The organism is Ochrobactrum sp. PL_is483 (assembly GCF_055816855.1).
In genome coordinates, this window is sequence record NZ_JBVPGS010000040.1 from 481736 (window position 1) to 506871 (window position 25136).

The following is a 25136-nucleotide window of genomic DNA, read 5'->3' on the forward strand; positions in this document are numbered from 1 at the left end:
TTTCCGGAAAACAGGGAAACCCCGCCGGTGTTGCGCCGACGGGGCCATAATTGCGAATTATTGTGCGAGCCAGGCGTTGAAGCGCTTCGTCAGCTCTTCTGAATTATCGATCCAGAAATCGACATTCAGCGGGAGAGCGTCTTTCAGATTGGCTTCCGCAGTCGGAAGATCGGAAGCAAACTCTGCGGGAACCTTGCTTGCGGCCTCCTTGTTTGGCAGACCATAAGCGACGTATTTGGGGAGTTTCACCTGATTATCGGGCTGGCTGGTGAATGCGATGAAATCCAGCCCCGCATCCTTGTTTTCAGCATCCTTCAGGATCACCCAGCTGTCGACGGCATAGATGCTACCCGGCCAGACCACCTTGAAGTTCTTGCCTTCGCTTCTGTTTATACCGGTGATGCGCCCATTATAGGCCGATGCCATGACAACTTCGTCCGAGGCCAGCAATTGCAGCGGCTGTGCCCCGGCTTCCCACCAGACAATGTTGGGCTTCAATTCATCGAGCTTCTTGAATGCCCGATCCACACCTTCCGGGGTAGAGAGCACATCATAAACTTCATCCTTGCTGACACCATCGGCCAGAAGCGCGAATTCAAGTGTATATTTTGCACCTTTGCGCAAGGAACGTTTGCCTGGAAATTTCTTTACATCCCAAAAATCGGCCCAGGATTGCGGACCATCTTTCAGCTTGTCCGCGTTAAAGGCGATTGCGGTCGACCACACGATCGCTCCCACGCCGCAATCATTGACCGCGCTGTCGAGGAATTTGTCCTTGCCTCCCAACTTGTCCCAGTCGATTTTTTCGTAAAGGCCGTCCGCACAACCCAGGGCTAGTTCTTCCGCCTCCACCTGAACGACGTCCCAATTGGGCTTACCTGCTTTCACCTTCGCTTGAACGACGCCATAACCACCGTCCCAGGATTCATCCAGCAGAGGCTTGCCAGTCTTTTCTGAAAAAGGCTTGAAATAAATTTCACGCTGGGCGTCCTGGTAGTTACCACCCCAAGAAACGACCGTCAGGTCGCGGGCCATGGCAGAGCCGGTATAAAGCGCAGTTGCGAGCAGTCCGCCCATCAGGGCAAGGCGAGCAATTTTCATCGACATATTCCCCATTGTGGTTCGACAGGTTGGTCCCGCCGTTGTTGTAATGAGGGCATGCTAACTTGATCGGTAGTCGCGGGCAATATTGTAGTCGCCCAACAATGCAAAAGTAGTATCAGTCCAGGCAGACCATGGTAGATTCCTGCGAAAGCATTTCCGATCTTGCGCGCCGGGGTAGCCAGTCCGTCATTCAGGAACGCAGGCACATTGCAAGGACAGATAGATCAGTGGCCCGCACTGATCAGTTGCCAACAAACTCGAACTTGTCGACATCGACGAGACCTCTGTCAGTGATCTTGAGATGCGGGATCACCGGCAAGGCAATAAACGCAAGCTGAAGGAAGGGTTCTTCCAGAACAGAGCCCAGCTCTTCGGCGGCATGGCGCAGCTTGCGCAATTCGTCGCGCACGGTTTCGTAAGGCTCCGTACTCATCAACCCGGCAATGGGAAGCGACAGCTCGGCCAGAACCTTGCCGTCACGCACCACGACAAAACCGCCCTCTATTTCGCCAAGCCGGTTGGCGGCGGCCGCGATATCTTCGTCCGAAGTGCCAACGACGCAGATATTGTGGCTATCATGGCTGACCGTGGAGGCAATCGCGCCCGCTTTCAGGCCAAAACCATGCACGAATCCGGTGGCGATATTACCGTTCTTGCCGTGGCGCTCAATGACAGCAACCTTCACCACGTCACGCTCAAGGTCAGGCTCTACGCCGTTTGGTCCCACTTTCAGATCGAATTCGAGGTTTTGGGTAATGATCTTGCCGGGAACGATGCCGATAGCACGCGTCCTGCCGCTATTGGACTGCGAGCGGAAATTAGAGGCGCTGACGCGCGGGGCCCTGACGCTATTGCGCCCCACTTCGGCGACTGGCTTTCGCTTCGCGAACAGATCGTCCGACACTATCCGCCCCGCAGAAAGCACGGTTTCGGCATGGCAGCCTTCAAGGCTGTCCACCACGACGAGATCGGCACGCTGGCCAGGTGCCACCAGCCCGCGGTCAAAAAGGCCGAAAGCGCGCGCAGCGGAAACGCTCGCCGCGCGATAAATGGCGAGAGGTTCGACACCGCCCGCAATTGCTGTGCGGATCAGATAATCGAGATGCCCCTGATCCGCGATATCAAGCGGATTGCGGTCATCGGTGCAGAGTGACAGAAACTGCGCGTGGCGCTCGGTAATGATCGGCATCAACGCCTTCAGGTCCTTGGAAACGGACCCTTCACGCACCAGCACATGCATGCCCTTGCGCATCTTTTCGAGCGCTTCTTCCGCACTTGTCGCCTCATGCTCGGTGCGTATGCCTGCGGAAATATAGCCGTTCAAATCAAAGCCGCGCAAAAGCGGCGCGTGGCCATCAATATGCCGTCCCTGAAAAGCTTTCAGCTTCGCCATGCATTCGGCGTCTTTCGCCAGGACACCGGGAAAATTCATGAATTCAGCGAGACCGATCACCTTGGGATGATCTGCAAAGGGAAGAAGATCATCGATCAGGAGCTCGGCGCCGGATGTTTCCATATGCGTGGCCGGCACACAACTCGAAAGCTGCACACGGATGTCCATGATGGTTTCCAAAGCGCTATCGAGAAAGAACTTGATGCCTTCCACACCGAGCACATTTGCAATCTCATGCGGATCACAAATGACCGTGGTGACGCCCTGCGGCAATACGCAGCGGTCGAATTCATGCGGCGTGACATGCGAGGATTCGATATGAAGATGCGTGTCAATGAAACCCGGCACAACGATGCGGCCCGTAACATCGATTTCGCGTTTTCCACGATAGTTGCCGAAAGTGCCGACGATCCGGTCCCCGCAGATCGCAATATCACTCTCCACCAGTTCGCCGGTCACGAGATCGAAGAAGCGACCGCCCTTGAGCACAAGGTCGGCAGGCTCGCGGCCCGCGCCCTGATCGATCATCTGTTCCAGCATCGTGTCACCTCACATTCGGAATCAATTGTCGAAAGTTATCACAATGCAAGACGCGGCGGTAAGGTCACCCTTCCGCCGCGTATATAACCCCAGATATTAGTACGCTCTAACGGATGTATTCAATCATCCTGCTGCGGCTTAGAACCAGTTCAACACGATTATCATCAATCTGATGCAGACAGACACGCTTGGTCCACGGACCGTCATGTAGAGTGAAGAGCGCTCGTCCGTGACCGAGATCGTCCAGCGGCATGACATGGCGCGTGGGGCCTATGCCCATGATGAGATGACCGTCCTCGATATCGAAACTGGCCCCATAAGACGGCGCCCGCCAATGGCCGTCGAGTGCCTTGCCCAACGGTTTGGGTGCCACTGGCTTCAATCGACGCGGCACATAGCCGATTTCGCCTTCCAGCTCCGTGCCTGTCCAGCGCAGTTTCACCGGAGAAGTAGGCGACAGGGACGAGAACCAGCCATCACCGATATCGTAAAGCGTATCCTCGGAATCGAGCCAGTTGGCTATACCATTGCGCATTTCCAGCCAGAATGGCCCGCTGTCCGTCACATAAAGCCCGTCCGGGATTGTGCAGTTGGTCTCTGGCAACGGCAGACCGTTGAGAGCGGCCATGCAATCTCGCGCCATTTTATAGGTATTGGTGTCTTCACGGTTTGAGACAACGATCATGCCGGTCTTCGCGGACGGATCGAGCAGGAAATAACTCTTGTAACCGGGATGCGAGCCACCGTGTCCGACAAAGTTCTTGCCGCCCACTTCGTTCCACCGCAGCCCGAGCCCGTAACCGGTCACGCGTCCATCAACAAGATGGCGATCCGCTGACAGCTTATCGAGCAGGCCTTTGAAGGCACCCTCACCATTGACGAGCGCCTGCGCCCATTTGGTCAATGCCATGCCGCTACCGGCGAGACTGCCGGATGCCGAAATATGCAAGCCGGCGGAACTGAGCTGCCACTTCTCGCCAGACTTCCAGTAACCGGGAGCAAGCCCCGCAACCGGATCATTCCAGACGTCGGGCGCTTCCATGGAAATATCGAGCGGTTGCGCAATGTCCGACTTCACAAAATCATTGAAGCGAAACCCCTTCCTCTCAAGTGCGGCCTCCACCAGCCGATAACCGGTGTTGGAATAGGAAATTTCTGAACCCGCATCGAAATTGAGACGATTGAGAGAGGCAAGATAGTCCAGAAGCTGCTCGGCTTGCGTGTCCGTATAGACGGAAAGGCCAAGAAGCGTGAGGCATTCCCGCGTATCCGGCAAACCACCAGTCATGTCGAGTGCACGACCGACGGTGACGTCGGCTAGCGGGCTTTGCAATTCCGGCAGATGATCGCCTAGCCGGTCGTCCAAGCCGATAATATCGCCATGCTTGAGAACCATCGCACAGAATGCATGTTTCGTGACCGACGCATAGCGGACAACCGTATTCGCTGTGAAAGGCACTCCGGTAGACAGGCTTTCAAGCCCACCCGCATATGCGAACTTCACACCGTCAGGATCAAAACCGATAATAACGCCGCCCGGTTCGTTTTTATCCCAGGTTCTCGAGAAGACCTTGGCGGCGAGCGATGCCGCGTTCCAGTCAGCATGGGTGGACATGAAAACTCCGTCAGGCAGGTTCTTCCAGATTGACGCTCAGGGCGCGCAATTCTGTGGTATGCGGATGTGAGGTTCGCCCGGCACGCAAATCCTCGGCGCTGAGCTGCTCCACCATCTCCCCGTGCTGCATCACCCCAACTTGTGGGCATAGATGCGCAATCACTGCGAGATTGTGGCTCACCAATACGTAGGTTAGGTTCTTTTCCGCGCGCAAATCCGCAAGAAGATTGAGAATTTCAGCCTGCACCGAAACGTCGAGTGCCGATGTCGGTTCATCGAGCAGCAGCACTTCCGGTTCTGCAATCAAGGCGCGAGCAATTGCCACGCGTTGGCGCTGACCGCCGGAAAGCTGGTGCGGAAAACGAAACCGTGCAGCTTTGGGCAGCGCGACTTCCTCAAGCACCTTTTCAATCCGTTTATCGATATCGCCGATACCGTGAACCAGCAGAAGCTCGCTCAGGATGCGATCAATAGTCTGACGCGGATGCAGCGATCCAAATGGGTCCTGAAACACCATCTGCACCTGACGGAAGAAGGCAGGCGCACGCTTCGGGGCCGCATTTTTGCCGTCGAAAGCAATACGGCCGCTCCATTGTTCGTTGAGGCCAGCCATAGCACGCAGAATGGTGGATTTACCAGAACCGCTTTCACCAACGATCCCAAAGCTGCCGCCCTTCGCCACATTGAAGGAAACACCCTTGACGACTTCACGCTCGTTGAAGCTGATGCGGAGTTTATCAATATCTATCATGAGTTCAGCCAGCTTTCTTCCCGATTGAGAACCGGCAAACGATCACGGGGATGCGTGAGCGACGGAATGCAATTGAGAAGCCCCTTGGTGTATGGATGTTCGGCATGCACCAGTTCGGAAGCCTTCAACTCTTCCATGACACGGCCCATATACATGACCATGACCCGGTCGCAGAAATGAGACACGAGCGGGAGGTCATGGCTGATCAGGAGAAGCCCCATTCCGCGCTTGGAAACCAGATCGTCGATCAGGCGCAGAATTTCCGCCTGCACCGTGGCATCCAGTGCTGATGTCGGTTCATCGGCAATGAGCAGTTCCGGATCGGGTGCCAGCATCATGGCGATCATGACGCGCTGGCCCATGCCGCCCGAAACCTCATGCGGATAAAGCTTCGCAACGTCGCGGGGATTGCGGATCATCACCTGATCGAGAAGATCGACCGCAGCATCCATCGCCTGACGTTTGCTGCCGCCCTTATGGGTACGCCATGCTTCAGCCACTTGCACGCCTATGGTCTTGACCGGATTCAGCGAATATTTGGGGTCCTGAAGAATGAAGCCTGCCCGCTTGCCGCGTATCTGACGCATGCCGCGTTCTGTCGCTGACAGAATATCGATACCGTCGAACGAAAGCTTGTCCGCCTTCACTTCGGCGATTGGCGGCAGCAGTTTCATGAGGGCGCGCGCGGTCAAGGACTTGCCCGAACCGCTTTCGCCGACAATGCCCAGTTTTTCGCGACCGAGCTGAAGCGAGATTCCGCGCACAGCATCGAAACGGCTGGTGCGCGTTTCAAAGCTGATTTGCAGATTTTTGATATCAACCAGCATCTGTTCTCTCAATTCTGCTTCGGATCGAGCACGTCACGAAGACCGTCGCCAAGGAAATTGAACGCAAGCGAGACGAGGAAGATTGCAACGCCGGGGATGGTGGCAACCCACCATTGTTCGAAGATGAAGCGCTTGGCGGTGGCGATCATCGCGCCCCATTCCGGTGACGGCGGCTGCGCACCCATTCCGAGGAAGCCGAGACTTGCAGCCGTGATGATGATCGAGCTCATATCGAGTGTGATGCGCACAATGACACTTGGCACGCAAAGCGGCATGATGTGGCGAAGAATGATGCGGAAGGGCATTGCGCCGGTCAGCTTGGCGGCTGCAATGAAATCGCTTTTGCGCAAGGTCATGGTTTCCGCACGTGCCAGACGCGCATAGGGTGGCCATGCTGTCAATGCAATTGCGAGCACCGCACTTTCCACGCCCGGCTTCAACGCAGCCACGAAGGCAAGCGCAAGAATCAAACGCGGGAACGCAAGAAAGACATCCGTGACGCGCATCAGCGCGGTATCGACGATCCCGCCGAAATAACCGGCGATACACCCGATAAAGAGACCGATTGGTGCAACGAGAATGACGACGGCGATAACCATTCCGAGGGTAACGCGCCCGCCGTAAAGAATGCGCGAAAGAATATCGCGGCCCAGTTCATCAGTCCCAAACCAGTGCGATGCGGTGGGAGCAGAAAGCCGATTGCCGAGATCCTGCACACTTGGATCATAGGGCGCCAGCAAGGGTGCGGCCAATGACAGGACGACGAACGCAACGATGATAAAAAGACCAATCATCGCGAGCGGATTGGCCTTGAGGTTCACCCAGATGCGATAGCGCCTGCCCCAATTGGCCTGTGAACGGGACGAAGGCGATTCATCCAGCGCCCAGTTATGAAAATTTCCAAACATCATCGGACACGCGGATCCAGAACTTTATAGAGGATATCGGCGAGCAGATTGAGCCCGACATAGATAACGCCGATGAGCAACGTGGCACCCACGACCGGGTTCATATCAGCATTCATCAGCGACACGGTCAGATATTGGCCCAATCCTGGCCAGCTAAAGACGGTTTCCGTCACAACGGCGCCTTCGAGCAGGCCTGCATAAGTCAGCGCAAGAACCGTCACGAGCTGCACAGCCACGGTCGGGAAAGCATGCTTCCAGATGACGGAGGTCAGCGACAGGCCTTTCGCGCGCGCCGTAATTACGAATTCGCCCTTCAGCGCATCCAGCATGAAGGCCCGGGTCATTCGAGTGATATAGGCCATGCTGAAATAGGCGAGGATCAGAACTGGCTGAATCATGTGATAGACGGCATCCCAGAACGCGTCCCAATCACCTTCAATGAGACTGTCGATCGTGAGCAGGCCCGTTACATGCGGTATCATGCCCTCATAAATGATGTCCTGACGCCCCGGTCCCGGCGCGATATCGAGGGTCGCATAAAAGACCAGAAGCGAAATCAGGGCCAGCATGAAAACCGGAACCGAGTGACCAGCAAGACAGATCACACGGATCGTCTGGTCGACGACGGAACCCTGCCGGACGGCGGCCCAAACACCCAACGGAATACCGATAAGCGCAGCCACAAGGAGCGCAGCCGTCGCCAGCTCCAGTGTCGCCGGAAAATAACGGGCGATATCTTGCGTCACCGGATTACGGGTTAAAATGGAATTGCCGAAATCACCGTGCAGCACCTGCCCAATATAATGGACGAACTGCACTACAAGCGGCTGATCGAGCCCCATTTCTGCTCGGACACGCTGGATAACCGCCTCTGGCGCGTTGTCGCCCACAGCAGCAATAACAGGATCGACCGGCATCACGCGGCCGATCATGAAGGTAATGACCATAAGCCCAAACAGCGTGATCAACACGCTGCTCAGGATACCGGTCAGATTCTTGAGGCTTTTCTTCACGCCTTGGCGATCCCTGCATAGGAGTGAGAGTCGGAGAGAACGCCGAGGCGCATTCCAGTAACATCCTTGCGGCAGGCAGCCGTCTCGAATTTCTGCATCATGATGATGAACGGGCTGTTGTTCATGAACTCACGCTGCAGATCTTCGTACATCTTTACCCGCTTTGCAGGATCCTGTTCGTCGCGCGCGGCGAGAGACTTTTTGGCAAAATCCTCATTCTGGAAATGCGAGCGCCAAGCAAAAGGCTTGGTCTTCGCATCGTCGGAATTGTCTGGATTGTTGCAGAATACGTCAACATTGGTATTCGGGTCGAAATAGTCGGATCCCCATACGGTCAACGCCATCTGATGTTCACGAGCGCGCATCTTCGTCAGAACCTGACGATTTTCAGCAGCCAGCAACTCCACCTTGATACCGATTTCGGCAAGGCTTGCCTGAATTGCCTGCGCGATATCCGGGCTGGGCTGCGCCGAATAATGGTCCATCTTGACCGTAAAACCGTCAGGGACACCGGCTTCCGCGAGCAAAGCCTTCGCCTTTGCAATATCCTTCTTGAAAGGATTCTCATTCAGCGCGGCAGGGAAACCCTCCGGAACCAGCGCCTGATGAACCTTGTAGTTCAGCGGAACGATGTTTTTCTGAATACCGTCATAGTCCACGGCCCATTTGATCGCTTCCCAAACCTTCGGCTTGGCAAGAACTTCCACACTCTGGTTGAGCGACATCAGCATCAGGCCGCCAACGCCCTTACGCACCAGATTGTAGTTCTCATCGCCGTCCAGCACGCGAAGCTGCTCTGTGGTGAGATTACGGGCAATATCGACATCGCCTTTCTGGAGCATCAAAAGCTGCGAGGACGGATCAGCCACATGACGCAAAAGAATGCGCTTCACATTACCCTTGTAAGCGCCATGCGGATTGACGTTCAGAATGATGCTTTCGCTCGGCTTCCACGAAGCCAGAACCCACTCGCCCGAGCCGGCGCTGTTCTTCTGAAGCCAGCCGTTGCCGAGATCATCACCGGCTGCATTTTCAAGAACGATCTTCTTCTCAACGATGCTGGCAACGCTTGCGGACAGGCAATATAGCAAGAACGGCAGCGATGTAGACTGTTCCAGCTTCAAGGTAAGCGTCGACGCATCGGTGGCGACGATGCTCGTTTCAGCATTCTCAGGCGTGAAACCGAACTGGCCGATAATGAAAGCTGGGCCCTTGTTCATCTTGATCGCGCGTTGCAGCGAGAAAGCGACGTCTTCCGCAGTGATCTGCGCACCGCTGGCAAACTTGGCATCTGGATTGATCTTGAAGGTGAAGACCTTGCCGTCGGCATCCGCTTCCCAGGAAACGGCAACGCCGCCTTCCACCTGATCGGGATTGGAAAGGCTTGGATGCACCAGACGCTGATACATATTGTTGCAGATTTCGCTGCCAACAGCTTCGAAGCTCTCATGGGGATCAAGGCTGGTCATATTGTCCAGCTGCTGGGCCACAACGAGAATGTCCTGACGTCCGGCTCCAATGGCAGGCAAAATGCTTGCATAGGAAAGGAAAGGAACAGCAGCAGCGCCTGCCAGAAAACCGCGTCTTGAAATCATTGAGAGCTCCTCTTGCAACGCTTTCGGGCTGCCTCCCGGAAACTGGGAGCCATATCGACAGCGTTTTATCTCTGAATATAATTTTCTAGCTTCCCGCTATCACGTCACCCAGCGCAGGGGCCAATGCAGAATTGCGCATCCCCTATGCAGAGTTTGCATGACTCACAACTAAAAGAGAATTTTTGCATATAAGAATCGCTCTTCATGCAGCGCAGTCATATCGAGTGACCAAAATCGCATTTGCAATTCTTCCCGCTTGGGTCCATCACCCCCACTCAAATATCAGGCTTGATTTGAAAAGGCTTCCCCATGGCGACAGAGCAAAAGATATCCGTTTTCGATGGTCACAACGATGTGCTGTTGCGTCTGTGGTCATCGGATGCACCCGCGCCGGAAAAGCGTTTTCTTGAAGGTGAGAATGTCGGACATATAGACCTTCCGCGCGCTCAAAAAGGTGGGCTGGGCGGCGGACTTTGCGCGGTATATGTGCCCTCGCCTTCACGGGAACTCGACGTTAACGGCAATCTTGCAACGCCGAGCCAGGCAGAGGCGATGAAGGCAACGCTTGCCATGTCGGCGATTCTTCTCAAGATCGAGCGGGCATCGGAAGGCAAGGTTCGCGTTTGCCGCACGGCAGCAGATATTCGCGACGCATTCGCCAACGGAATTTTTGCTGCGGTCTATCATATCGAAGGTGTTGAGGCTTTTGCCGAGGACCTGGATGCCCTTTATGTATTGCATGAAGCCGGATTGCGAACCCTTGGGCCGGTCTGGAGCCGCCCGAATATTTTTGCCCACGGAATTCCGTTCCGGTTTCCCGCATCGCCTGATATCGGCCCGGGCCTGACCGATCATGGTAAGGCACTCATTCGCGCCTGCAACGAACTCAAGGTCATGATCGACCTCTCCCACATGAACGAGAAAGGTTTCTGGGACATTGCGGCCATTTCCGATGCACCGCTTGTCGCCTCGCATTCCAATGCTCACGCTCTTTGCCAGCAGAGCCGCAATCTGACCGACAAGCAGCTGGATGCCATTCGTGACACCGGTGGGCTGGTCGGATTGAATTTCGGCGTTTCATTCCTGCGTGAAGATGGAAAACGCGATCCAAACACCGATTTGACCGAGCTTGTGCGCCATGCGGACTATATCGTCAATCGCATCGGGATCGATCATCTGGCTCTGGGGTCCGATTTTGATGGCACCACGATTTCTTCGACACTTCGGGACGTTGGTGATCTGCAGCTCGTTATAGAAGCCTTCCGCAAGCATGGTTATGACGACGCTTCCATCGTCAAGCTGGCTCATGGAAACTGGATCAATGTCCTTGAGCGGACATGGGGCGCTTAACGGCGAACAGAAATGATCTCACCCTTCAAGGGTGAGATCAAACACGTGATGATGTATATGACCGTCGAACATTTCCAGGAGGCCCTTTGTGGCCTCCCGACTTGCATAACGGACAGGTGAAGCAAGCGCTTCCGCCAAAGCCTCCCTACTGTCATACTTGGTCCAAAGAACCATCGGGTACGCAGGCGCGCCTTCGTCGCGCTCGACCGCATAAAGGACGCGCACTTCCCTGATCCCCGGAAAATCAAGCCACATCGGCATGAGGGTTTCAGCCACATAAGCTTTGAACGCAACCTCGCGCCCAGCATGAATTGTGCCTTCAAAAAAGGCCTGTCTGACAATCATGGGAAGAACTCAGTTTACCTTGGTTGGCGGAACTTCGCCGGAAAAATGCGCTGCAAGATTGGCGAGTACCAGTTCGCCCATTCCGATACGCGTTTCTACTGTTGCGCTGCCCTGATGCGGCATCAGCACTGTATTTGGCGCAGTAAAAAAATCTTCTCGTATGGTTGGTTCATTGACGAAGACGTCAAGACCGGCACCTGCAATAGTCCGGTTATCCAAAGCAGCGAGAAGTGCATCTTCGTCAACGACACTGCCTCGGGCGACATTGACCAGATACCCCTTGCTCCCCAGAGCGGCGAGTACCTCAGCGTTCACAATGTTGGCGGTCGACGAAGTAGCCGCGACACAAACCGCGAGCACGTCGCTTTCCCGGGCGAGTTCTGTCGGTGTTGCATGTGCAATCCAGTTCGTGCCCGCAACGGGGGAGCGATTCCAGTAATGCACTTCCATGCCAAATGCTTCCGCTCGCCGTGCAAATGACTTTCCGATCTGGCCAAGCCCAAGAACACCAACCCGCTTGCCCTTTGGGCTAACCCCAAGAGGGAACCCTTCCCGGCGAGCCCATTTTCCTTCCCGTACAAAATGATCACCTGCTGCAACATGGCGCATTACTGCCAGCATCAGCGCGATCCCGGTGTCAGCGACATCATCGGTCAAGACACCGGGTGTGGTGCTGACATGCACGTTGCGGTTCCGCGCAAAGGCAAGATCGACCTTATCTGTTCCGACACCGTTGATGGCGATCAAACCAAGCGACGGCAGACGCTCCATCCATTCGTTGGAAAGGCCAGTTCCACCGCCACTAACAACGGCACGGATCGTGCCGAGGGCTGCGTCGATCGCCGCTTTGTCTTCTGGTTTGTACAGTCGTAGAACCCTGTAGGCCGCATCCAATCGATCTTCGATCAACGGCATCATCGGCTCAATGAGCAGAACTTCATTCTTCACTTCAGGCTCCATTATCAATCTATTGGAAACTATCAGGAAATCTGGCCAATAAACGCCCTCGTGCGCTCATGTTTCGGATTGCCGAAGAATTCTTCCGGTTCTGCCATTTCCAGAATTTGCCCTTGATCCATGAAGATCACGCGATCAGCTACCTGCCGCGCAAAACCCATTTCGTGGGTAACGCAAAGCATGGTCATGCCTTCCTTGGCGAGATCGATCATAGTGTCCAGAACTTCCTTGACCATTTCAGGATCGAGCGCAGAGGTGGGCTCATCGAAAAGCATGATCTTGGGGTTCATGCAAAGCGCACGGGCAATGGCCACACGCTGTTGCTGCCCCCCGGAAAGCTGGGCCGGATATTTATCCGCCTGTTCGGGAATACGGACGCGTTCAAGGTACTTGCGTGCGGTCTTTTCAGCTTCAGCTTTCGAAACGCCTCGCACCTTCATCGGTGCCAAAGTGCAGTTTTCAAGAACCGTCATATGCGGAAAGAGATTGAACTGCTGGAAGACCATGCCGGTTTCCTGCCGTACAATATCCACGTTCTTACCGCCTGCAGTCAGGTCGTGGCCATCAACGATTATGCGGCCCTTCTGAATAGTCTCCAGCTGGTTGATACAGCGAATGAGGGTGGACTTCCCCGAACCAGATGGGCCGCAAATAACAATGCGTTCGCCGCGGGATACAGTCAGATTGATATTCCGGAGCGCATGGTACGTGCCATACCACTTGTTCACCCCGTGCATAAGCACTGCAGAACCAGAAGCATCGTGCTGCATCTGGTTCGACGTTCCCTGAGCCATCTGGTTCATGTCGAGAAACTCACTTTCGTGGAATGGATCGCCACGCCCGCCGAATAAGCGGGCATGGCGGAGTTCGAGAACTCTTACTTGGCCTGGGAAACAAAATCCGGCAGCGGCGCGCCAAGCCACTTTTCATGAATCTTGTTTAGTTCGCCGTCGCTCTTCGTCTTTTCGATGAACTTGTTGACGAATTCGAGCATTTCCGTCGAACCCTTGCGAACGGCAATGCCCTGCACCTGCTGGCTGAGCTGGATTTTCTGCTCGTAGCGGCCTGGCGCAGCCTTTTCGATCTCGGCAGCGACAACGTTGGAAAGGCCGATCAGCTCGACCTGCCCCGAAAGCAGCGCCTGCACTGCGCTGGCATCGTCATCGAAACGACGGATATTTGCGTCCTGCGGCGCAACTTTGGTGACGGCTGTGTCCTGTGTCGAAGCGCGTGCGACGCCAATGGTCTTGCCGGAAAGATCTTCCGGCTTTGCAACAGCAATATCCTTCGGTCCGAACACGCCGATCGAAATGCCCGCATAAGGCTGCGAGAAATCAACGCTTTTGGCGCGTTCCTCAGTGATGCCGAGCGAAGCAACCAGAACATCAATCTGTCCGCTCTGGAGATATGGAATACGGTTTGGGCCGGTGACGGGTACGATCTGGGCTTCAACACCCAGCTCCTTGGCCAACAACTTCGCCACGTCGGCATCGTAGCCATCCGGCTCATTGCTGGTGTTCATGATGCCGAACGGCGGAAAATCCACCAGCATGCCGATCTTGATTTTTCCGGCAGACTTAATGCTGTCAACAGCCTGCGCAAACGCCGTCGGCGCCATTGCCGTTGCGAGCGCTCCCGCTCCAATCAAAGCCATTACCAAACGTCTGGTGATAGTCATGCTTATTCCTTCCCTATTAAGAGCCAGTCTCCTCACTGGCTTCGTTTCGTTATCTCTCGGCACATATGCTGACGCCGTATTGTTTCGGCTGGAAGTACCAACCGTTTCCCAAAGCCCCCAATTAACGAGCGGTAGCGCGAGAAAACCTCGTTTCCATGCGGCGCGCCAAAATGGATAGCGGCCAGCAAAGGACAAAATAGATGGCCGCCACCGTACCAAACACCATGAACGGGCTGAACGTCGCATTGTTGATAATCTGGCCCTGTCGGGTCAGCTCCGTAAAACCGATGATCGCAGCAAGCGAAGTGCCCTTGATGAGCTGCACGAGGAAGCCCACAGTCGGCGCCACGGAAATGCGCGCGGCCTGTGGCAGGATCACATAGCGCATGCGATTATAGTAGCGAAGACCTAACGCCGTTGCTGCTTCACGCTGTCCGGGCGGCACAGCATCGATACAACCGCGCCAAATCTCACCGAGAAAAGCACTCGCATGCAATGTCAGTGCAATCGTCGCCGCAATCCACGGATTGATGCCCAAGCCCATAATATTGAGGCCGAAGAACACCAGGAAAAGCTGCATCAGAAGTGGCGTACCCTGAAACAATCGTATGAAGCCAAGCGCGATGTAACGCGGGACGCGATCATCCGAGACCCGCATCAACGCCACAACTAATCCTCCGATGCCGCCGCCGACAAAAGCAATAGCTGAAAGCGCTATCGTCCACTGCGCTGCATAAACGATGATAAGAAATTCATTCCAGCCGAAAGGTCTGATCATGGCCTGCTCCTATCGGCTCAACGGATATTTGAACGCCACCTTCTCGATCAGCGCAAAAATGGCCGAGAAACCGATAGACATGACGAGATACATCAAGGTGATAACGATATAGACCTCAAAGCTTGCAAAGGTTGCTGACTGAAGGTCATTGCCCGCGGCTGCAAGCTCATTCGCCGAAATCACCGAGACCACGCTTGAGGTCAGCATCAGATAGATGAACTGGCTGGTAAGCGACGGATAAACCGTCCGCAAAGCCGGTTTCATAATGACATAGCGAAAGACTTGCAGCCTGGAGAGACCAAGCGCAGTCCCCGCTTCCACCTGACCCTTGTGAATGGATTCAATCCCGGCACGAATAATTTCCGTGCCGTAGGCGCCAAAATTCACCACCAGTGCAAGCAGCGCCGCACTATTCGGCGACATGCGCAGGCCTGCAGACGGCAACCCGAAGAAGATAAAGAAAATCTGCACCAGAAACGGCGTATTGCGGATGATTTCGATATAGGCATCGATGACGAACCGGATCGGCTTTGGTCCGGACGTCTTGCCGACAGCGCAGATAATCGAAACAATCAGGCCGAGGACCATCGCAGCGCATGAAAGCTCAATTGTCTGCCACGCACCGACAAGCAGCTTATCCATCGACGCGAAGACAGGCGCGAAGTTGAAATTATACAATGCTGAACCTCCCGGTACACCGATTATGCCGACTTTTCGTCCCGTCAGCAATAATTTAGATCGATCTAAATGTGTTTAGTAGCACTCGTCAATCATTAATTAGGATTAGACGGCAGAAGCTTTTGCCGGGGCGCAGGATTGCCTCACCTGCAAATATGTTTCGCTAATGATACGCTGGGCTTCTTTTTTGGGGTTTTCCAAACGGGACAAAAGCAAGTTGGCGGCATTTTGACCCACAGTGACAGGACGAGTCGAGACTGAGCTAAGGCGCGGACGTGTTGCTTCGGCATCGCTCACATCGTCGAAACCGATCAGCGAAAAATTCTCCCCCACTTTTCTTCCGCAATCATAAAGACCCGCCGAAAGACCGAGCGCTACCACATCATTGAAGCAGATTGCTGCTGTTGGCATTCGACCTTCCTGAAAAAGTAGCGGAGCCGCTTTGGCAATTTCGGGCATGGTATAGGGCAACCGGACAATCATCTCGGGATCGAGGCCTTGTTGTTGCATCGCATCGCGGAAACCTTCGACACGTTCACGATATGCCGAATGGACTGGACCATGCACAGCAAAGGCGATTGTCCTGTGCCCCAACTCGGCAAGATGATTGACCGCCTGCCGCATGCCGCCCGCATAGTCCACGCCGGCATAGTCAATTCTTTCTGTCACATGACGCAACACCTGGACCACCGGTAAGCCCCATTCAGCGATCTGCTCAATAAATTCCGGTGCTGTTTCTGCCGTCAGCGACACAATTACGCCATCGACGCCATGCTCGCGCATACGCTGCATGAGAATGGTCTGATTAGCAAAATTCTCGTGACTGTTTGCAAGAAGAACAACCAGCCCCGCTTCCCCCACGACACTGTCTATTCCTGAAAGCAATTCGCCGTAAAACGGATTGGCGAGGGTGGGTACGATAACGCCAACAGTATTCGACCTTTCCGCGCGAAGACTGGCAGCACCCATATTGTAGACATACCCCAGCTCCTGGAGGGCTTTTTCGACCTTCTCGCGCGTTGCCGCCCCAACCAATGGACTTTTGCGAATGACCAGGGAGGCTGTCGCGCGCGATACATTTGCGTGCCGGGCCACATCCAAAAGCGTAACGCGACTTTTCCGGCGATCGTCACTGGGCATAAATTCACCTGTCAGCAAGCGGGCAATGTGCAGTGGGGCTGCGGTGGAAAATCAGTCAACCACCGATCGGATTCGAAGAGCTTATAATCTGTTCAGACCTGTGCATTGGTCAATCCGCTGGATACAGAGCCATCGGCTGGCGCAGAAAATGCCATTGCAAGGCATTTTCGAACCCTTGATTATTCACATGTTCTCCCCACGATAATCGCTTCCCTTTCGTTTTTTTTCATTTTGAATGCTATCGTTTTCGAATTTATTCTGCCATTGGAAGAATCGAAGGTTGATCCTTTGCAAAAAAAAGCATTCATATAAGTGCAATGAATATACCGCAGATGTCGGGACTTTGAGACTTCATGGAGGGACTCGAATGTTCACGCAATCTCACGCTAGAGGAGGAAACATGCTTATCCGTCTGATCACGACCTCGGCGCTCACAAGCGCCCTCGCCCTCACCATCGGTTCGCAGGCATTTGCCCAGACGGAACTGGCATGGTGGCACGGCATGACCGGTGCCAACAACGAAATGGTCAATGAGCTTTCGAAAGAATTCAACGAAAGCCAGAGCGAATACAAGATCGTCCCCGTCTATAAGGGAACCTATCCTGAAACGCTGAATGCTGGCATTGCCGCGTTCCGTTCCAAGCAGCCCCCTGCAATTCTCCAGGTGTTCGACGCCGGCAGCGGCGTCATGATGGCCGCTGAAGGCGCCGTGGTGCCAGCCGCCGAAGTACTGGAAAAGGGCGGATTCAAGTTCGACAAGTCGCAGTATCTGCCCGGCATCGTCGCCTATTATTCAAAGCCGGACGGCACCATGCTGTCCTTCCCATACAATTCATCTTCGCCGATCCTTTATTACAACAAGGACGCCTTCAAGAAGGCCGGCCTTGATGAAAACAATCCGCCAAAGACCTGGCCGGAAGTTTTTGAAGCGGCCAAGAAGATCAAATCCAGCGGCGCAGCAGCGTGCGGTTTCACTTCGACATGGCTAACCTGGATTCAGACCGAAAACTTCGCGGCCTGGAACAACGTTCCTTACGGCACCAATGAAAACGGCCTTGGCGGCACCGACGTAAAGCTCGAAATCAATTCGCCGCTTTACATTCAGCACTTCCAGTCGATTGCCGACCTCGCGAAAGACGGCACGTTCCGCTACGGCGGTCGCACATCGGAAGCCAAGCAGCTTTTCACTTCAGGTGAATGTGCGATGCTGACTGAATCCTCGGGCGGTCTTGGAGACGTCGTGAAGTCCGGCCTCAACTACGGCATCGGCCAGCTGCCTTATTATGAAGGTCACGGCCCGCAGAATACGATTCCTGGCGGCGCAGCCTTGTGGGTTTTCGCGGGTCTTAGCGACGAGCAGTACAAGGGCGTTGCACAATTCTTCAACTTCCTCTCGCAGACCAAAATTCAGGTCAAGCTGCATGAAAAATCCGGCTATCTGCCTGTGACACTGGCTGCCTATGAGGAAACCAAGAAATCGGATTTCTATGAAAAGAATCCGGGCCGTGAAACGCCTATCCTCCAAATGATGGGCAAGGCTCCCACTGAAAACTCAAAGGGTGTGCGCCTCGTCAACCTGCCGCAGGTCCGCGATATTCTGAACGAAGAGTTCGAAGCCATGCTCGGTGGCAAGCAGGATGCAAAAACAGCACTTGAGAACGGCGTCAAGCGCGCTAATGACGCGATTGCCGCGGCCCAATAATCGTTCACATTGACACAAAGCCGCCTGCCTTCGTGGTGGGCGGCCTTGTAACCCACGAGGAAGCTCCCCGTGCAGAAAGTTACCTTTCCGAATAAGATCCTGCCTTATTTTTTGCTGGCTCCACAGATCGTTTTGACTGTGGTCTTTTTCTTCTGGCCAGCCAGTCAGGCAATTTATCAGTCCTTCATGCGAGAAGACGCATTCGGGCTAAAATCCACCTTTGTGGGACTGGCGAACTTTACAACCGTTCTGGCTGACCCCAATTATCTACACTCATTCAAAGTAACGATCGTCTTCAACATTCTAACCGCGTTGCTTGCCATGGGCGTAGCATTGCTGCTTGCAACGGCAGCGGATCGCGTTATCCGCGGAAAAACATTTTATCGTACGCTTCTGATCTGGCCCTATGCCGTGGCCCCGGCAGTCGCCGGCATGTTGTGGCTTTTCATGTTCAACCCTGCGATGGGCACTTTTGCTTATATATTGCGCCGCAATGGCATCGCATGGGACCCGTTGCTGGATGGCAATCAGGCCATGGGTCTGGTCGTCGTTGCGGCTGCGTGGAAACAGATTTCCTATAATTTCCTGTTCTTTGTTGCAGGGTTACAGGCAATTCCTAAATCGTTGATCGAAGCAGCTGCTATCGACGGCGCTCGCGGATCGCGGAGATTCTGGTCTATCGTATTTCCTCTGCTTGCACCGACGTCGTTTTTTCTGCTGGTCGTGAACACGGTTTATGCATTTTTCGATACGTTCGGCATCATCCACGCTGTTACTGGCGGTGGACCTGCCAAAGCCACCGAAACATTGGTCTACAAAGTTTATAATGACGGCTTCGTCAATCTCAACCTGGGCTCGTCTTCTGCGCAGTCAGTTATTCTGATGGCGATCGTGATTGCCTTGACCGCTTTCCAGTTCCGCTTCGTTGAGAAGCGGGTGCATTATTCGTGAGTGAGGCGACAATGATAGAAAAACGCCCTGTCTCAAACCTTATCGGCCATCTGATCCTGATCTTGGGCATCATTATTGTGGCGTTTCCGATCTATTATACGTTCGTCGCTTCAACGATGACATCGACGCAGATCATTCGTCCGCCTATCTCGCTGCTGCCCGGCGACCATTTTGTCGAAAACTACGGGGAGGCCATCTTCGGTGGCGTTGAACGCGTTGTTGGCGTCAGTCTTGAGCGGCTACTCTGGAACTCTTTCGTGGTCGCCATGGCAATTGCTGTCGGCAAGATCATCATCTCGTTCATGTCAGCGTTCGCGATTGTATTTTTCCGCTTTCCGTTGCGCATGTTCTTCTTCTGGATGATCTTCGTCACGCTGATGCTGCCCGTGGAAGTGCGCATCCTGCCGACTTACAAGGTAATAGTCGATCTTGGCATGATCGACACCTATGCAGGCTTGACCCTACCGCTGATGGCGTCTGCGACAGCAACATTCCTGTTCCGTCAGTTCTTCCTCACAATTCCGGGTGAACTAGTGGAGGCGGCGCGTATCGATAATGCAGGGCCGTTCCGTTTCATGCGGGACATCCTGCTTCCCCTTTCAAAGACGAATATCGCAGCGCTTTTCGTAATTCTCTTCATTTACGGATGGACCCAGTATCTCTGGCCGCTGCTCGTTACCAATGATGCAAAAATGAACACCATCATCATCGGCCTGCGCCGCATGGTCGACTGGGCAGACGCTTCCACTCCCTGGAACTACGTCATGGTAACAGCCATTCTGGCCATCATCCCGCCGATCCTCGTTGTGGTGCTGATGCAACGCTGGTTCGTCAAAGGTCTCGTTGAAACGGAAAAGTAATGAGCAAAATCGTTCTTGATAACGTCCGCAAGAGCTATGGCGGCAATGTTGAAGTCATCAAAGGCGTTTCGCTGGAGATTGAGGATGGCGAGTTCGTAGTGCTTGTTGGCCCGTCCGGTTGCGGCAAGTCTACGCTGCTTCGCATGATTGCGGGTCTGGAGAGCATCACGTCCGGCACCATTTCCATCGGTGACCGCGTGGTCAACGATGTGGAACCTGCCGAGCGCGACATCGCCATGGTGTTCCAGAATTATGCTCTCTATCCGCATATGACTGTTCGCGACAATCTTGCTTACGGACTGAAGAATCGTAAAACGCCGAAAGAAGAAATCGAACGGCGTATAGCGAAAGCTGCAAAGGCGCTTGAGATTGAGCAGTTTCTGGAGCGCAAGCCGCGTCAGCTTTCCGGCGGTCAGCGCCAACGTGTAGCGATGGGCCGCGCCATTGTGCGCGAACCAGCCGCCTTCCTCTTCGATGAACCGCTTTCCAATCTCGATGCGAAACTGCGTGTGCAGATGCGTGTCGAGATCAAGCGGCTGCAACGTTCGCTTGGCACGACCAGTGTTTATGTCACCCATGACCAGATGGAGGCCATGACCATGGCCGATCGTCTTGTGGTGCTCAATGCCGGCCATATCGAGCAGGTCGGCACGCCGATCGAGCTTTATGAAAAGCCAGCCTCCACATTCGTCGCAACGTTTATCGGCTCCCCGTCAATGAACTTGCTGCAGAGCGCGGAAAGCACAGCCTGGACAACCGGTCGCGCGGTGAAAACACCGGCAGGAAATTTCACCATCGGTGTTCGCCCGGAAGATATCCACATTCTCGACGATAGCGCGCCGGATGCTGATGGCTTCAATACGACCGTCCGCATTGAAGCCGTCGAACTCGTCGGGGCAGAAAGTTATATCCATGCTGCTTTGCCAGACGGCAAGCCGCTTATCTTCCGCGTGGCCGGGCGCTCGGCACACAATATCGATCAGACCGTCAAGGTTGGCGCATCCGCAAAAAATGTCCATATTTTTGGCAGTGATGGCCAGCGCATAAATGATTGACATTATAGCGGGTTGCGTCCTCGGACGGTCGCAACCCGCTATAATAATCGATTTCTGTTTTAGAATTTATCGGCTACACAGAGATGGAATATTTTTCCGCCTGTGAGGAAACTCCGATAGATGACGCATCAGCAGATACTCTCCTTCGCGGTAATCATACTCATGATGGGGGCGTTTATCTGGGGCAAATTCCGTTATGACGTAGTTGCGCTTTGTGCGCTTCTCTTGGGCATAGCGGTCGGGGTTGTACCCTTCGATCAAGCTTTTTCCGGCTTCAGCGACGACATTGTTATCATCGTTGGCAGTGCACTGGTGGTTAGCGCGGGCGTCGCGCGCTCCGGCCTTATGCAGGCGGCAGTCCAGCGCTTTCTGCCGGAAATGAACAGCGTGCGGCTACAGCTTGCCGTTCTGGTGGCGGTCGTCACCGTGCTTTCTGCCTTCGTTAAAAATGTCGGCGCACTGGCAATCATGATTCCTGTTGCGTTTCAGTTTGCGCGCCGTTCCAACATTTCTCCCTCAACTTTCCTCATGCCCATGGCATTCGGCGCGCTGCTCGGCGGCTTGATGACCCAGGTCGGCACTTCACCCAATATCGTCGTTTCCCGCATCCGTGGCGAAATGGTCGGAGAGCCTTTCACCATGTTCGACTTCACGCCAGTGGGAGCAGTGCTCTCAGCCGTAGGTCTCATCTATCTGGTGTTTTTTTACTGGCTTGTTCCCCAGCGCACTCGCGAAAACGTTTCACTCAATGAAGCGATCAAGATCAAGAATTATGCTTCTGAAGCCCGCCTCAGCAAAACCTCGACAATGATCGGCAAGCGCGTGACTGATCTCATCAGGGTGGCCGAAGGCGAAGCGATGGTGACGTCCATCATACGCAACGATCAGCGGTTGACGCCGCTTCCCGACACGATTCTGAATGAAGGTGACGTTGTTCTTTTGGAGGGCGATCCCAAAGCGCTTGATACTGTCATAAGTGCAGCAAAACTCACCCTGTCCGAGAATCGCAAGCCCTCCGAGACCAGCGGCTCGACCGACATTGAAGCCGTTGAAGCCGTTATCGGAAAGAATTCGCGCCTCATCGGACTGACCGCCCAGAGGCTTGCTCTTTTCGCACGCTATGACCTGAACCTGCTGGCAGTCAGCCGACCGGGCGAGCGCATTACCGAACGTCTCAGTGAGGTCATTCTACGCTTCGGGGACGTAATCGTGCTGCAAGGCAGACAGGCCAATCTTTCCAATTTCCTGCCGGAATTTGAATTGCTGCCGCTTGCTCGCCGCAAGCTGATGCTTGGCAGCGTCAGGCGTGGATTGATCCCGCTCGCCATTCTGATTGCCGCCATCGGGGCAACCGCTTTAAGCCTAGTGCCGGTGGCGGTCGCTTTCTTTGCCGCTGCCGTCGCTATGCTGTTGTTCAAAGTGATCCCTCTCAACGAGGTTTATGATGAAATCGATGGCCCGATTCTGGTCATGTTAGCTGCGCTTATTCCGGTTTCGGATGCGTTGAGAACAACCGGCGGCACGGATCTCATAGCAGAAGGGCTTGCCACCATTGGCCATCAATTGCCACCAGCTGGGGCCTTGGCACTCATTCTTGTGGCCGCGATGATGGTTACGCCGTTTCTCAACAATGCCGCAACGGTGCTTGTGATGGCTCCCATCGCGACAAGTTTTGCTTCCGGACTTGGTTTCAAGCCAGAAGCCTTTCTGATGGCAGTAGCGATCGGCGCAGGATGTGATTTCCTCACCCCGATCGGCCATCAGTGCAATACGCTGGTGATGGGGCCTGGCGGCTATAAATTCAGCGATTATCCGCGTCTTGGATTGCCGCTATCCATCATCATCGCGATTGTAACGGTTCCCACCCTGATGTTTTTCTGGCCGCTACAATAGCGTGCTAAAGCTCGACTGAACGTATCCATTCGAGGCTATCAGATACGATCTTTTCCACGCTCTCGGCGATATCAGCGCGGAAGACCAATGGTTCTCCAACCGGGCTTTCGAGTGTCGCAATCTGGCTTTCCAGCATCGTTACCGGCATGAAATGGCCAGTGCGATGCCCCATGTGCTCATGCAAGACTTCAAAACTGCCGTCCAGAAAAACAAAAAGGACAGGCGCACCCGCAGCAGAGCGGAGGCGGTCACGGTATATCTTTTTCAGCGCAGAACAGGAAACGACAATCCCGTCAGTCGAGGCAGCAAGACGTTCTCCGATTTTATCGAGCCAGGGCCAGCGATCCTCATCCTGCAAAGGTATGCCTGCTGACATTTTATCGACGTTGGACTTCGGATGAAGAGAGTCGCCTTCCAGAAACGGGAGAGCCAATGCATCGGCAATCTTCTCTCCGATCGTCGATTTTCCGGAACCCGAAACACCCATAACGATAATACGCAACATCAATTCCTCATACGCTCGCGGTCATGCCGCCATCGACATGCAAAACCTGTCCGTTTACAAAAGTGGAAGCGTCGCTGCTCAGGAACACTGCGGCCCCAACCAGTTCCTCCACATCTCCCCAACGACCCGCCGGTGTTCTTTTTTCCAGCCAAGCCGTAAATTCAGGGTCATCAACCAATGCCTGATTCAGTGGCGTCTTGAAATAGCCGGGTGCAATCGCATTGATCTGCAAGCCGTGTCTGGCCCAATCAGTGGCCATACCACGCGTCAAGTTGCGAATAGCTCCTTTCGTTGCAGTATAAGGCGCGATGGAAGGTCGAGCCAATTCGCTTTGAACCGACGCAATATTTATTATCTTGCCGCGTCCTCGTGCAATCATATGGCGCGCAGCCGCCTGTCCGGCATAAAAAGCGCTGGAAATATTGGTTTCAAGGAGCTGGTGCCATTTCTCGACCGGGAAATCTTCGAGCGGCGCTCGATACTGCATTCCGGCATTATTGACCAGAATATCGAGCGCGCCGATTTCATCCTCTATCGCATCAATAGCGGCGCGAACTTCTTCAGCATCCGTCACATCGAATCCAGATGCAAAGACCGTATGGCCCTCTTCTTCCAATGAGATAACGGCAGCATCAACCTTGTTTCGGTCACGACCATTGATGATCACCGTTGCGCCATGTTCTGCAAGCCCTCGAGCCAAAGCAAAACCAATGCCTTGACTGGAACCGGTGACCAAGGCAATGCGCCCGTCCAGACTGAAAAGTTCGAAAGAAGAAGCCATTAGAAAGTTTCCAATTTGAGACCGACGCGGCTTGCTGCCTGCACGATATGGTTTCGCATCACTTCGCGCGCACGCAATGGATCACGTGAGTGAATGGCATCCCTGATCGCGGTGTGCTCATTAATGGTGATCTCGACGATCTGCTCAAGCACGGCCCTTGCACGCGCTGCGTTGATTGCCTGATTGATGCGCTCGGCAATGAAACCGAGGACCAGCGGAAAATACTCGTTATGGGTTGCAGAAGCGAGTGCGCGATGAAAAGCCAGATCGGCAGCTATACCCGTATCTGTCCATTTTTTTGAACCGCTCATTTCTGCTAGCGCTTCGTTCAGTTGCATCATGTCATGTTCATTGCGATGCACCGCCGCTAATCCTGCCGCTTCAATCTCGAGCGCCATTCGCAACTGGAACAGGCTGCGGAAATTTTCACGATTGGCAAGTGTTTCGGGTTCGATGCGGAGGGCATGCCGCCTGTCGGGTTCCGTTACGAAAGCACCGACACCCTGACGTGTTTCAATCAAGCCCTCGTTGCGAAGCTGGGCAATCGCTTCGCGTACAACCGAACGGCTAACGCCGAAGCTTTGAGCAAGATTATGTTCTGTCGGCAGCTTTTGCCCCGGCAGCAGAGTACCTTCACCAATCTGCCGCGTAATTTCGGAAGCGATGCGTCCGGGGAGCTGCTCATTGCGCCTGATTTCACCAAACAAAATGATAAAG

General features: G+C 54.3%; 23 protein-coding genes and 1 pseudogene. 6 read left to right on the plus strand and 18 right to left on the minus strand.

Features of this window, described 5'->3' with window-relative positions; all coding sequences use genetic code 11:
• Positions 1-57: 57 nt before the first annotated feature.
• The 8 genes and pseudogenes from AC0TNJ_RS20585 to AC0TNJ_RS20620 form a co-directional block, all read right to left on the minus strand.
• On the minus strand, positions 58-1101 hold the full coding sequence (locus AC0TNJ_RS20585) for an ABC transporter substrate-binding protein (RefSeq protein ID WP_473772255.1): 1044 nt from the start codon (positions 1099-1101) through the stop codon (positions 58-60).
• 244 nt (positions 1102-1345) lie between these two features.
• A pseudogene (gene ade / locus AC0TNJ_RS20590) lies at positions 1346-3086 on the minus strand (adenine deaminase).
• A 57-nt stretch (positions 3087-3143) separates the two neighbouring features.
• Positions 3144-4652 (minus strand): serine hydrolase domain-containing protein, encoded by a 1509-nt coding sequence (locus AC0TNJ_RS20595; RefSeq protein WP_473772256.1) that lies wholly within the window; start codon positions 4650-4652, stop codon positions 3144-3146.
• A gap of 10 nt (positions 4653-4662) precedes the next feature.
• The gene (locus AC0TNJ_RS20600; protein WP_473772257.1) at positions 4663-5403 is read right to left on the minus strand and encodes an ABC transporter ATP-binding protein; all 741 of its coding nucleotides are present in this window, start codon (positions 5401-5403) and stop codon (positions 4663-4665) included.
• Positions 5400-6230 (minus strand): ABC transporter ATP-binding protein, encoded by an 831-nt coding sequence (locus tag AC0TNJ_RS20605; protein WP_122001827.1) that lies wholly within the window; start codon positions 6228-6230, stop codon positions 5400-5402. Before AC0TNJ_RS20605 ends, AC0TNJ_RS20600 begins: the two co-directional genes overlap by 4 nt.
• Positions 6231-6238: 8 nt before the next feature.
• Positions 6239-7141, minus strand: a complete 903-nt coding sequence (nikC, locus tag AC0TNJ_RS20610; protein WP_122001828.1) for a nickel transporter permease — start codon at positions 7139-7141, stop codon at positions 6239-6241.
• Positions 7138-8151, minus strand: coding sequence for an ABC transporter permease (locus tag AC0TNJ_RS20615; RefSeq protein ID WP_122001829.1), 1014 nt, complete (start codon positions 8149-8151; stop codon positions 7138-7140). The genes nikC and AC0TNJ_RS20615 overlap by 4 nt, the downstream gene beginning before the upstream one ends.
• Entirely contained in the window at positions 8148-9746 is a 1599-nt protein-coding gene (locus tag AC0TNJ_RS20620) for an ABC transporter substrate-binding protein (protein ID WP_122001830.1), read from the minus strand. The genes AC0TNJ_RS20615 and AC0TNJ_RS20620 overlap by 4 nt, the downstream gene beginning before the upstream one ends.
• Positions 9747-10055: 309 nt before the next feature.
• Here AC0TNJ_RS20620 and AC0TNJ_RS20625 point away from each other — a divergent pair, with 309 nt between their 5' ends.
• Positions 10056-11096, plus strand: a complete 1041-nt coding sequence (locus tag AC0TNJ_RS20625; RefSeq protein ID WP_473772258.1) for a dipeptidase — start codon at positions 10056-10058, stop codon at positions 11094-11096.
• Positions 11097-11114: 18 nt separating this feature from the next.
• Here the strand turns inward: AC0TNJ_RS20625 and AC0TNJ_RS20630 are convergent, their stop codons facing one another.
• The 7 genes from AC0TNJ_RS20630 to AC0TNJ_RS20660 all read right to left on the minus strand — a co-directional run bounded on the left by AC0TNJ_RS20630 (position 11115) and on the right by AC0TNJ_RS20660 (position 16672).
• Positions 11115-11441, minus strand: a complete 327-nt coding sequence (locus AC0TNJ_RS20630) for a hypothetical protein (RefSeq protein ID WP_473772259.1) — start codon at positions 11439-11441, stop codon at positions 11115-11117.
• A gap of 9 nt (positions 11442-11450) precedes the next feature.
• A complete protein-coding gene (locus AC0TNJ_RS20635; protein ID WP_473772260.1) occupies positions 11451-12401 on the minus strand; it encodes a 2-hydroxyacid dehydrogenase in 951 nt (316 codons plus the stop codon).
• Positions 12402-12421: 20 nt separating this feature from the next.
• Positions 12422-13168: an amino acid ABC transporter ATP-binding protein gene (locus tag AC0TNJ_RS20640; protein ID WP_473772423.1), complete on the minus strand. Its 747-nt coding sequence runs from the start codon at positions 13166-13168 to the stop codon at positions 12422-12424.
• Between the two features lie 107 nt (positions 13169-13275).
• Positions 13276-14052, minus strand: coding sequence for a transporter substrate-binding domain-containing protein (locus AC0TNJ_RS20645; RefSeq protein ID WP_473772424.1), 777 nt, complete (start codon positions 14050-14052; stop codon positions 13276-13278).
• 145 nt (positions 14053-14197) lie between these two features.
• The gene (locus tag AC0TNJ_RS20650) at positions 14198-14854 is read right to left on the minus strand and encodes an amino acid ABC transporter permease (RefSeq protein WP_473772261.1); all 657 of its coding nucleotides are present in this window, start codon (positions 14852-14854) and stop codon (positions 14198-14200) included.
• A 9-nt stretch (positions 14855-14863) separates the two neighbouring features.
• On the minus strand, positions 14864-15532 hold the full coding sequence (locus AC0TNJ_RS20655) for an amino acid ABC transporter permease (protein WP_473768525.1): 669 nt from the start codon (positions 15530-15532) through the stop codon (positions 14864-14866).
• Between the two features lie 105 nt (positions 15533-15637).
• On the minus strand, positions 15638-16672 hold the full coding sequence (locus AC0TNJ_RS20660) for a LacI family DNA-binding transcriptional regulator (RefSeq protein WP_473772262.1): 1035 nt from the start codon (positions 16670-16672) through the stop codon (positions 15638-15640).
• Positions 16673-17072: 400 nt separating this feature from the next.
• Between AC0TNJ_RS20660 and ugpB the strand changes: the two genes are divergently transcribed.
• The 5 genes from ugpB (at position 17073) to AC0TNJ_RS20685 (ending at position 23133) form a co-directional block, all read left to right on the plus strand.
• Positions 17073-18374 carry a sn-glycerol-3-phosphate ABC transporter substrate-binding protein UgpB gene (gene ugpB, locus AC0TNJ_RS20665; RefSeq protein ID WP_162997330.1) on the plus strand — a complete coding sequence of 434 codons (1302 nt, stop codon included), beginning with the start codon at positions 17073-17075 and terminating at the stop codon, positions 18372-18374.
• 69 nt (positions 18375-18443) lie between these two features.
• A complete protein-coding gene (gene ugpA, locus AC0TNJ_RS20670) occupies positions 18444-19325 on the plus strand; it encodes a sn-glycerol-3-phosphate ABC transporter permease UgpA (RefSeq protein ID WP_122001839.1) in 882 nt (293 codons plus the stop codon).
• Between the two features lie 11 nt (positions 19326-19336).
• A complete protein-coding gene (gene ugpE, locus AC0TNJ_RS20675; RefSeq protein WP_122001840.1) occupies positions 19337-20185 on the plus strand; it encodes a sn-glycerol-3-phosphate ABC transporter permease UgpE in 849 nt (282 codons plus the stop codon).
• A complete protein-coding gene (locus AC0TNJ_RS20680; protein WP_473772263.1) occupies positions 20185-21240 on the plus strand; it encodes a sn-glycerol-3-phosphate import ATP-binding protein UgpC in 1056 nt (351 codons plus the stop codon). The genes ugpE and AC0TNJ_RS20680 overlap by 1 nt, the downstream gene beginning before the upstream one ends.
• A 120-nt stretch (positions 21241-21360) precedes the next feature.
• Positions 21361-23133, plus strand: coding sequence for an SLC13 family permease (locus tag AC0TNJ_RS20685; RefSeq protein ID WP_473772264.1), 1773 nt, complete (start codon positions 21361-21363; stop codon positions 23131-23133).
• 4 nt (positions 23134-23137) lie between these two features.
• Here AC0TNJ_RS20685 and AC0TNJ_RS20690 read toward each other — a convergent pair whose 3' ends face one another.
• The 3 genes from AC0TNJ_RS20690 to AC0TNJ_RS20700 are packed head-to-tail and all read right to left on the minus strand — an operon-like array spanning position 23138 to position 25126.
• A complete protein-coding gene (locus AC0TNJ_RS20690) occupies positions 23138-23638 on the minus strand; it encodes a gluconokinase (RefSeq protein WP_122001843.1) in 501 nt (166 codons plus the stop codon).
• A gap of 7 nt (positions 23639-23645) precedes the next feature.
• Positions 23646-24419: an SDR family oxidoreductase gene (locus tag AC0TNJ_RS20695; protein ID WP_122001844.1), complete on the minus strand. Its 774-nt coding sequence runs from the start codon at positions 24417-24419 to the stop codon at positions 23646-23648.
• Positions 24419-25126, minus strand: coding sequence for a FadR/GntR family transcriptional regulator (locus AC0TNJ_RS20700; RefSeq protein WP_473772265.1), 708 nt, complete (start codon positions 25124-25126; stop codon positions 24419-24421). Before AC0TNJ_RS20700 ends, AC0TNJ_RS20695 begins: the two co-directional genes overlap by 1 nt.
• Positions 25127-25136: the final 10 nt, after the last annotated feature.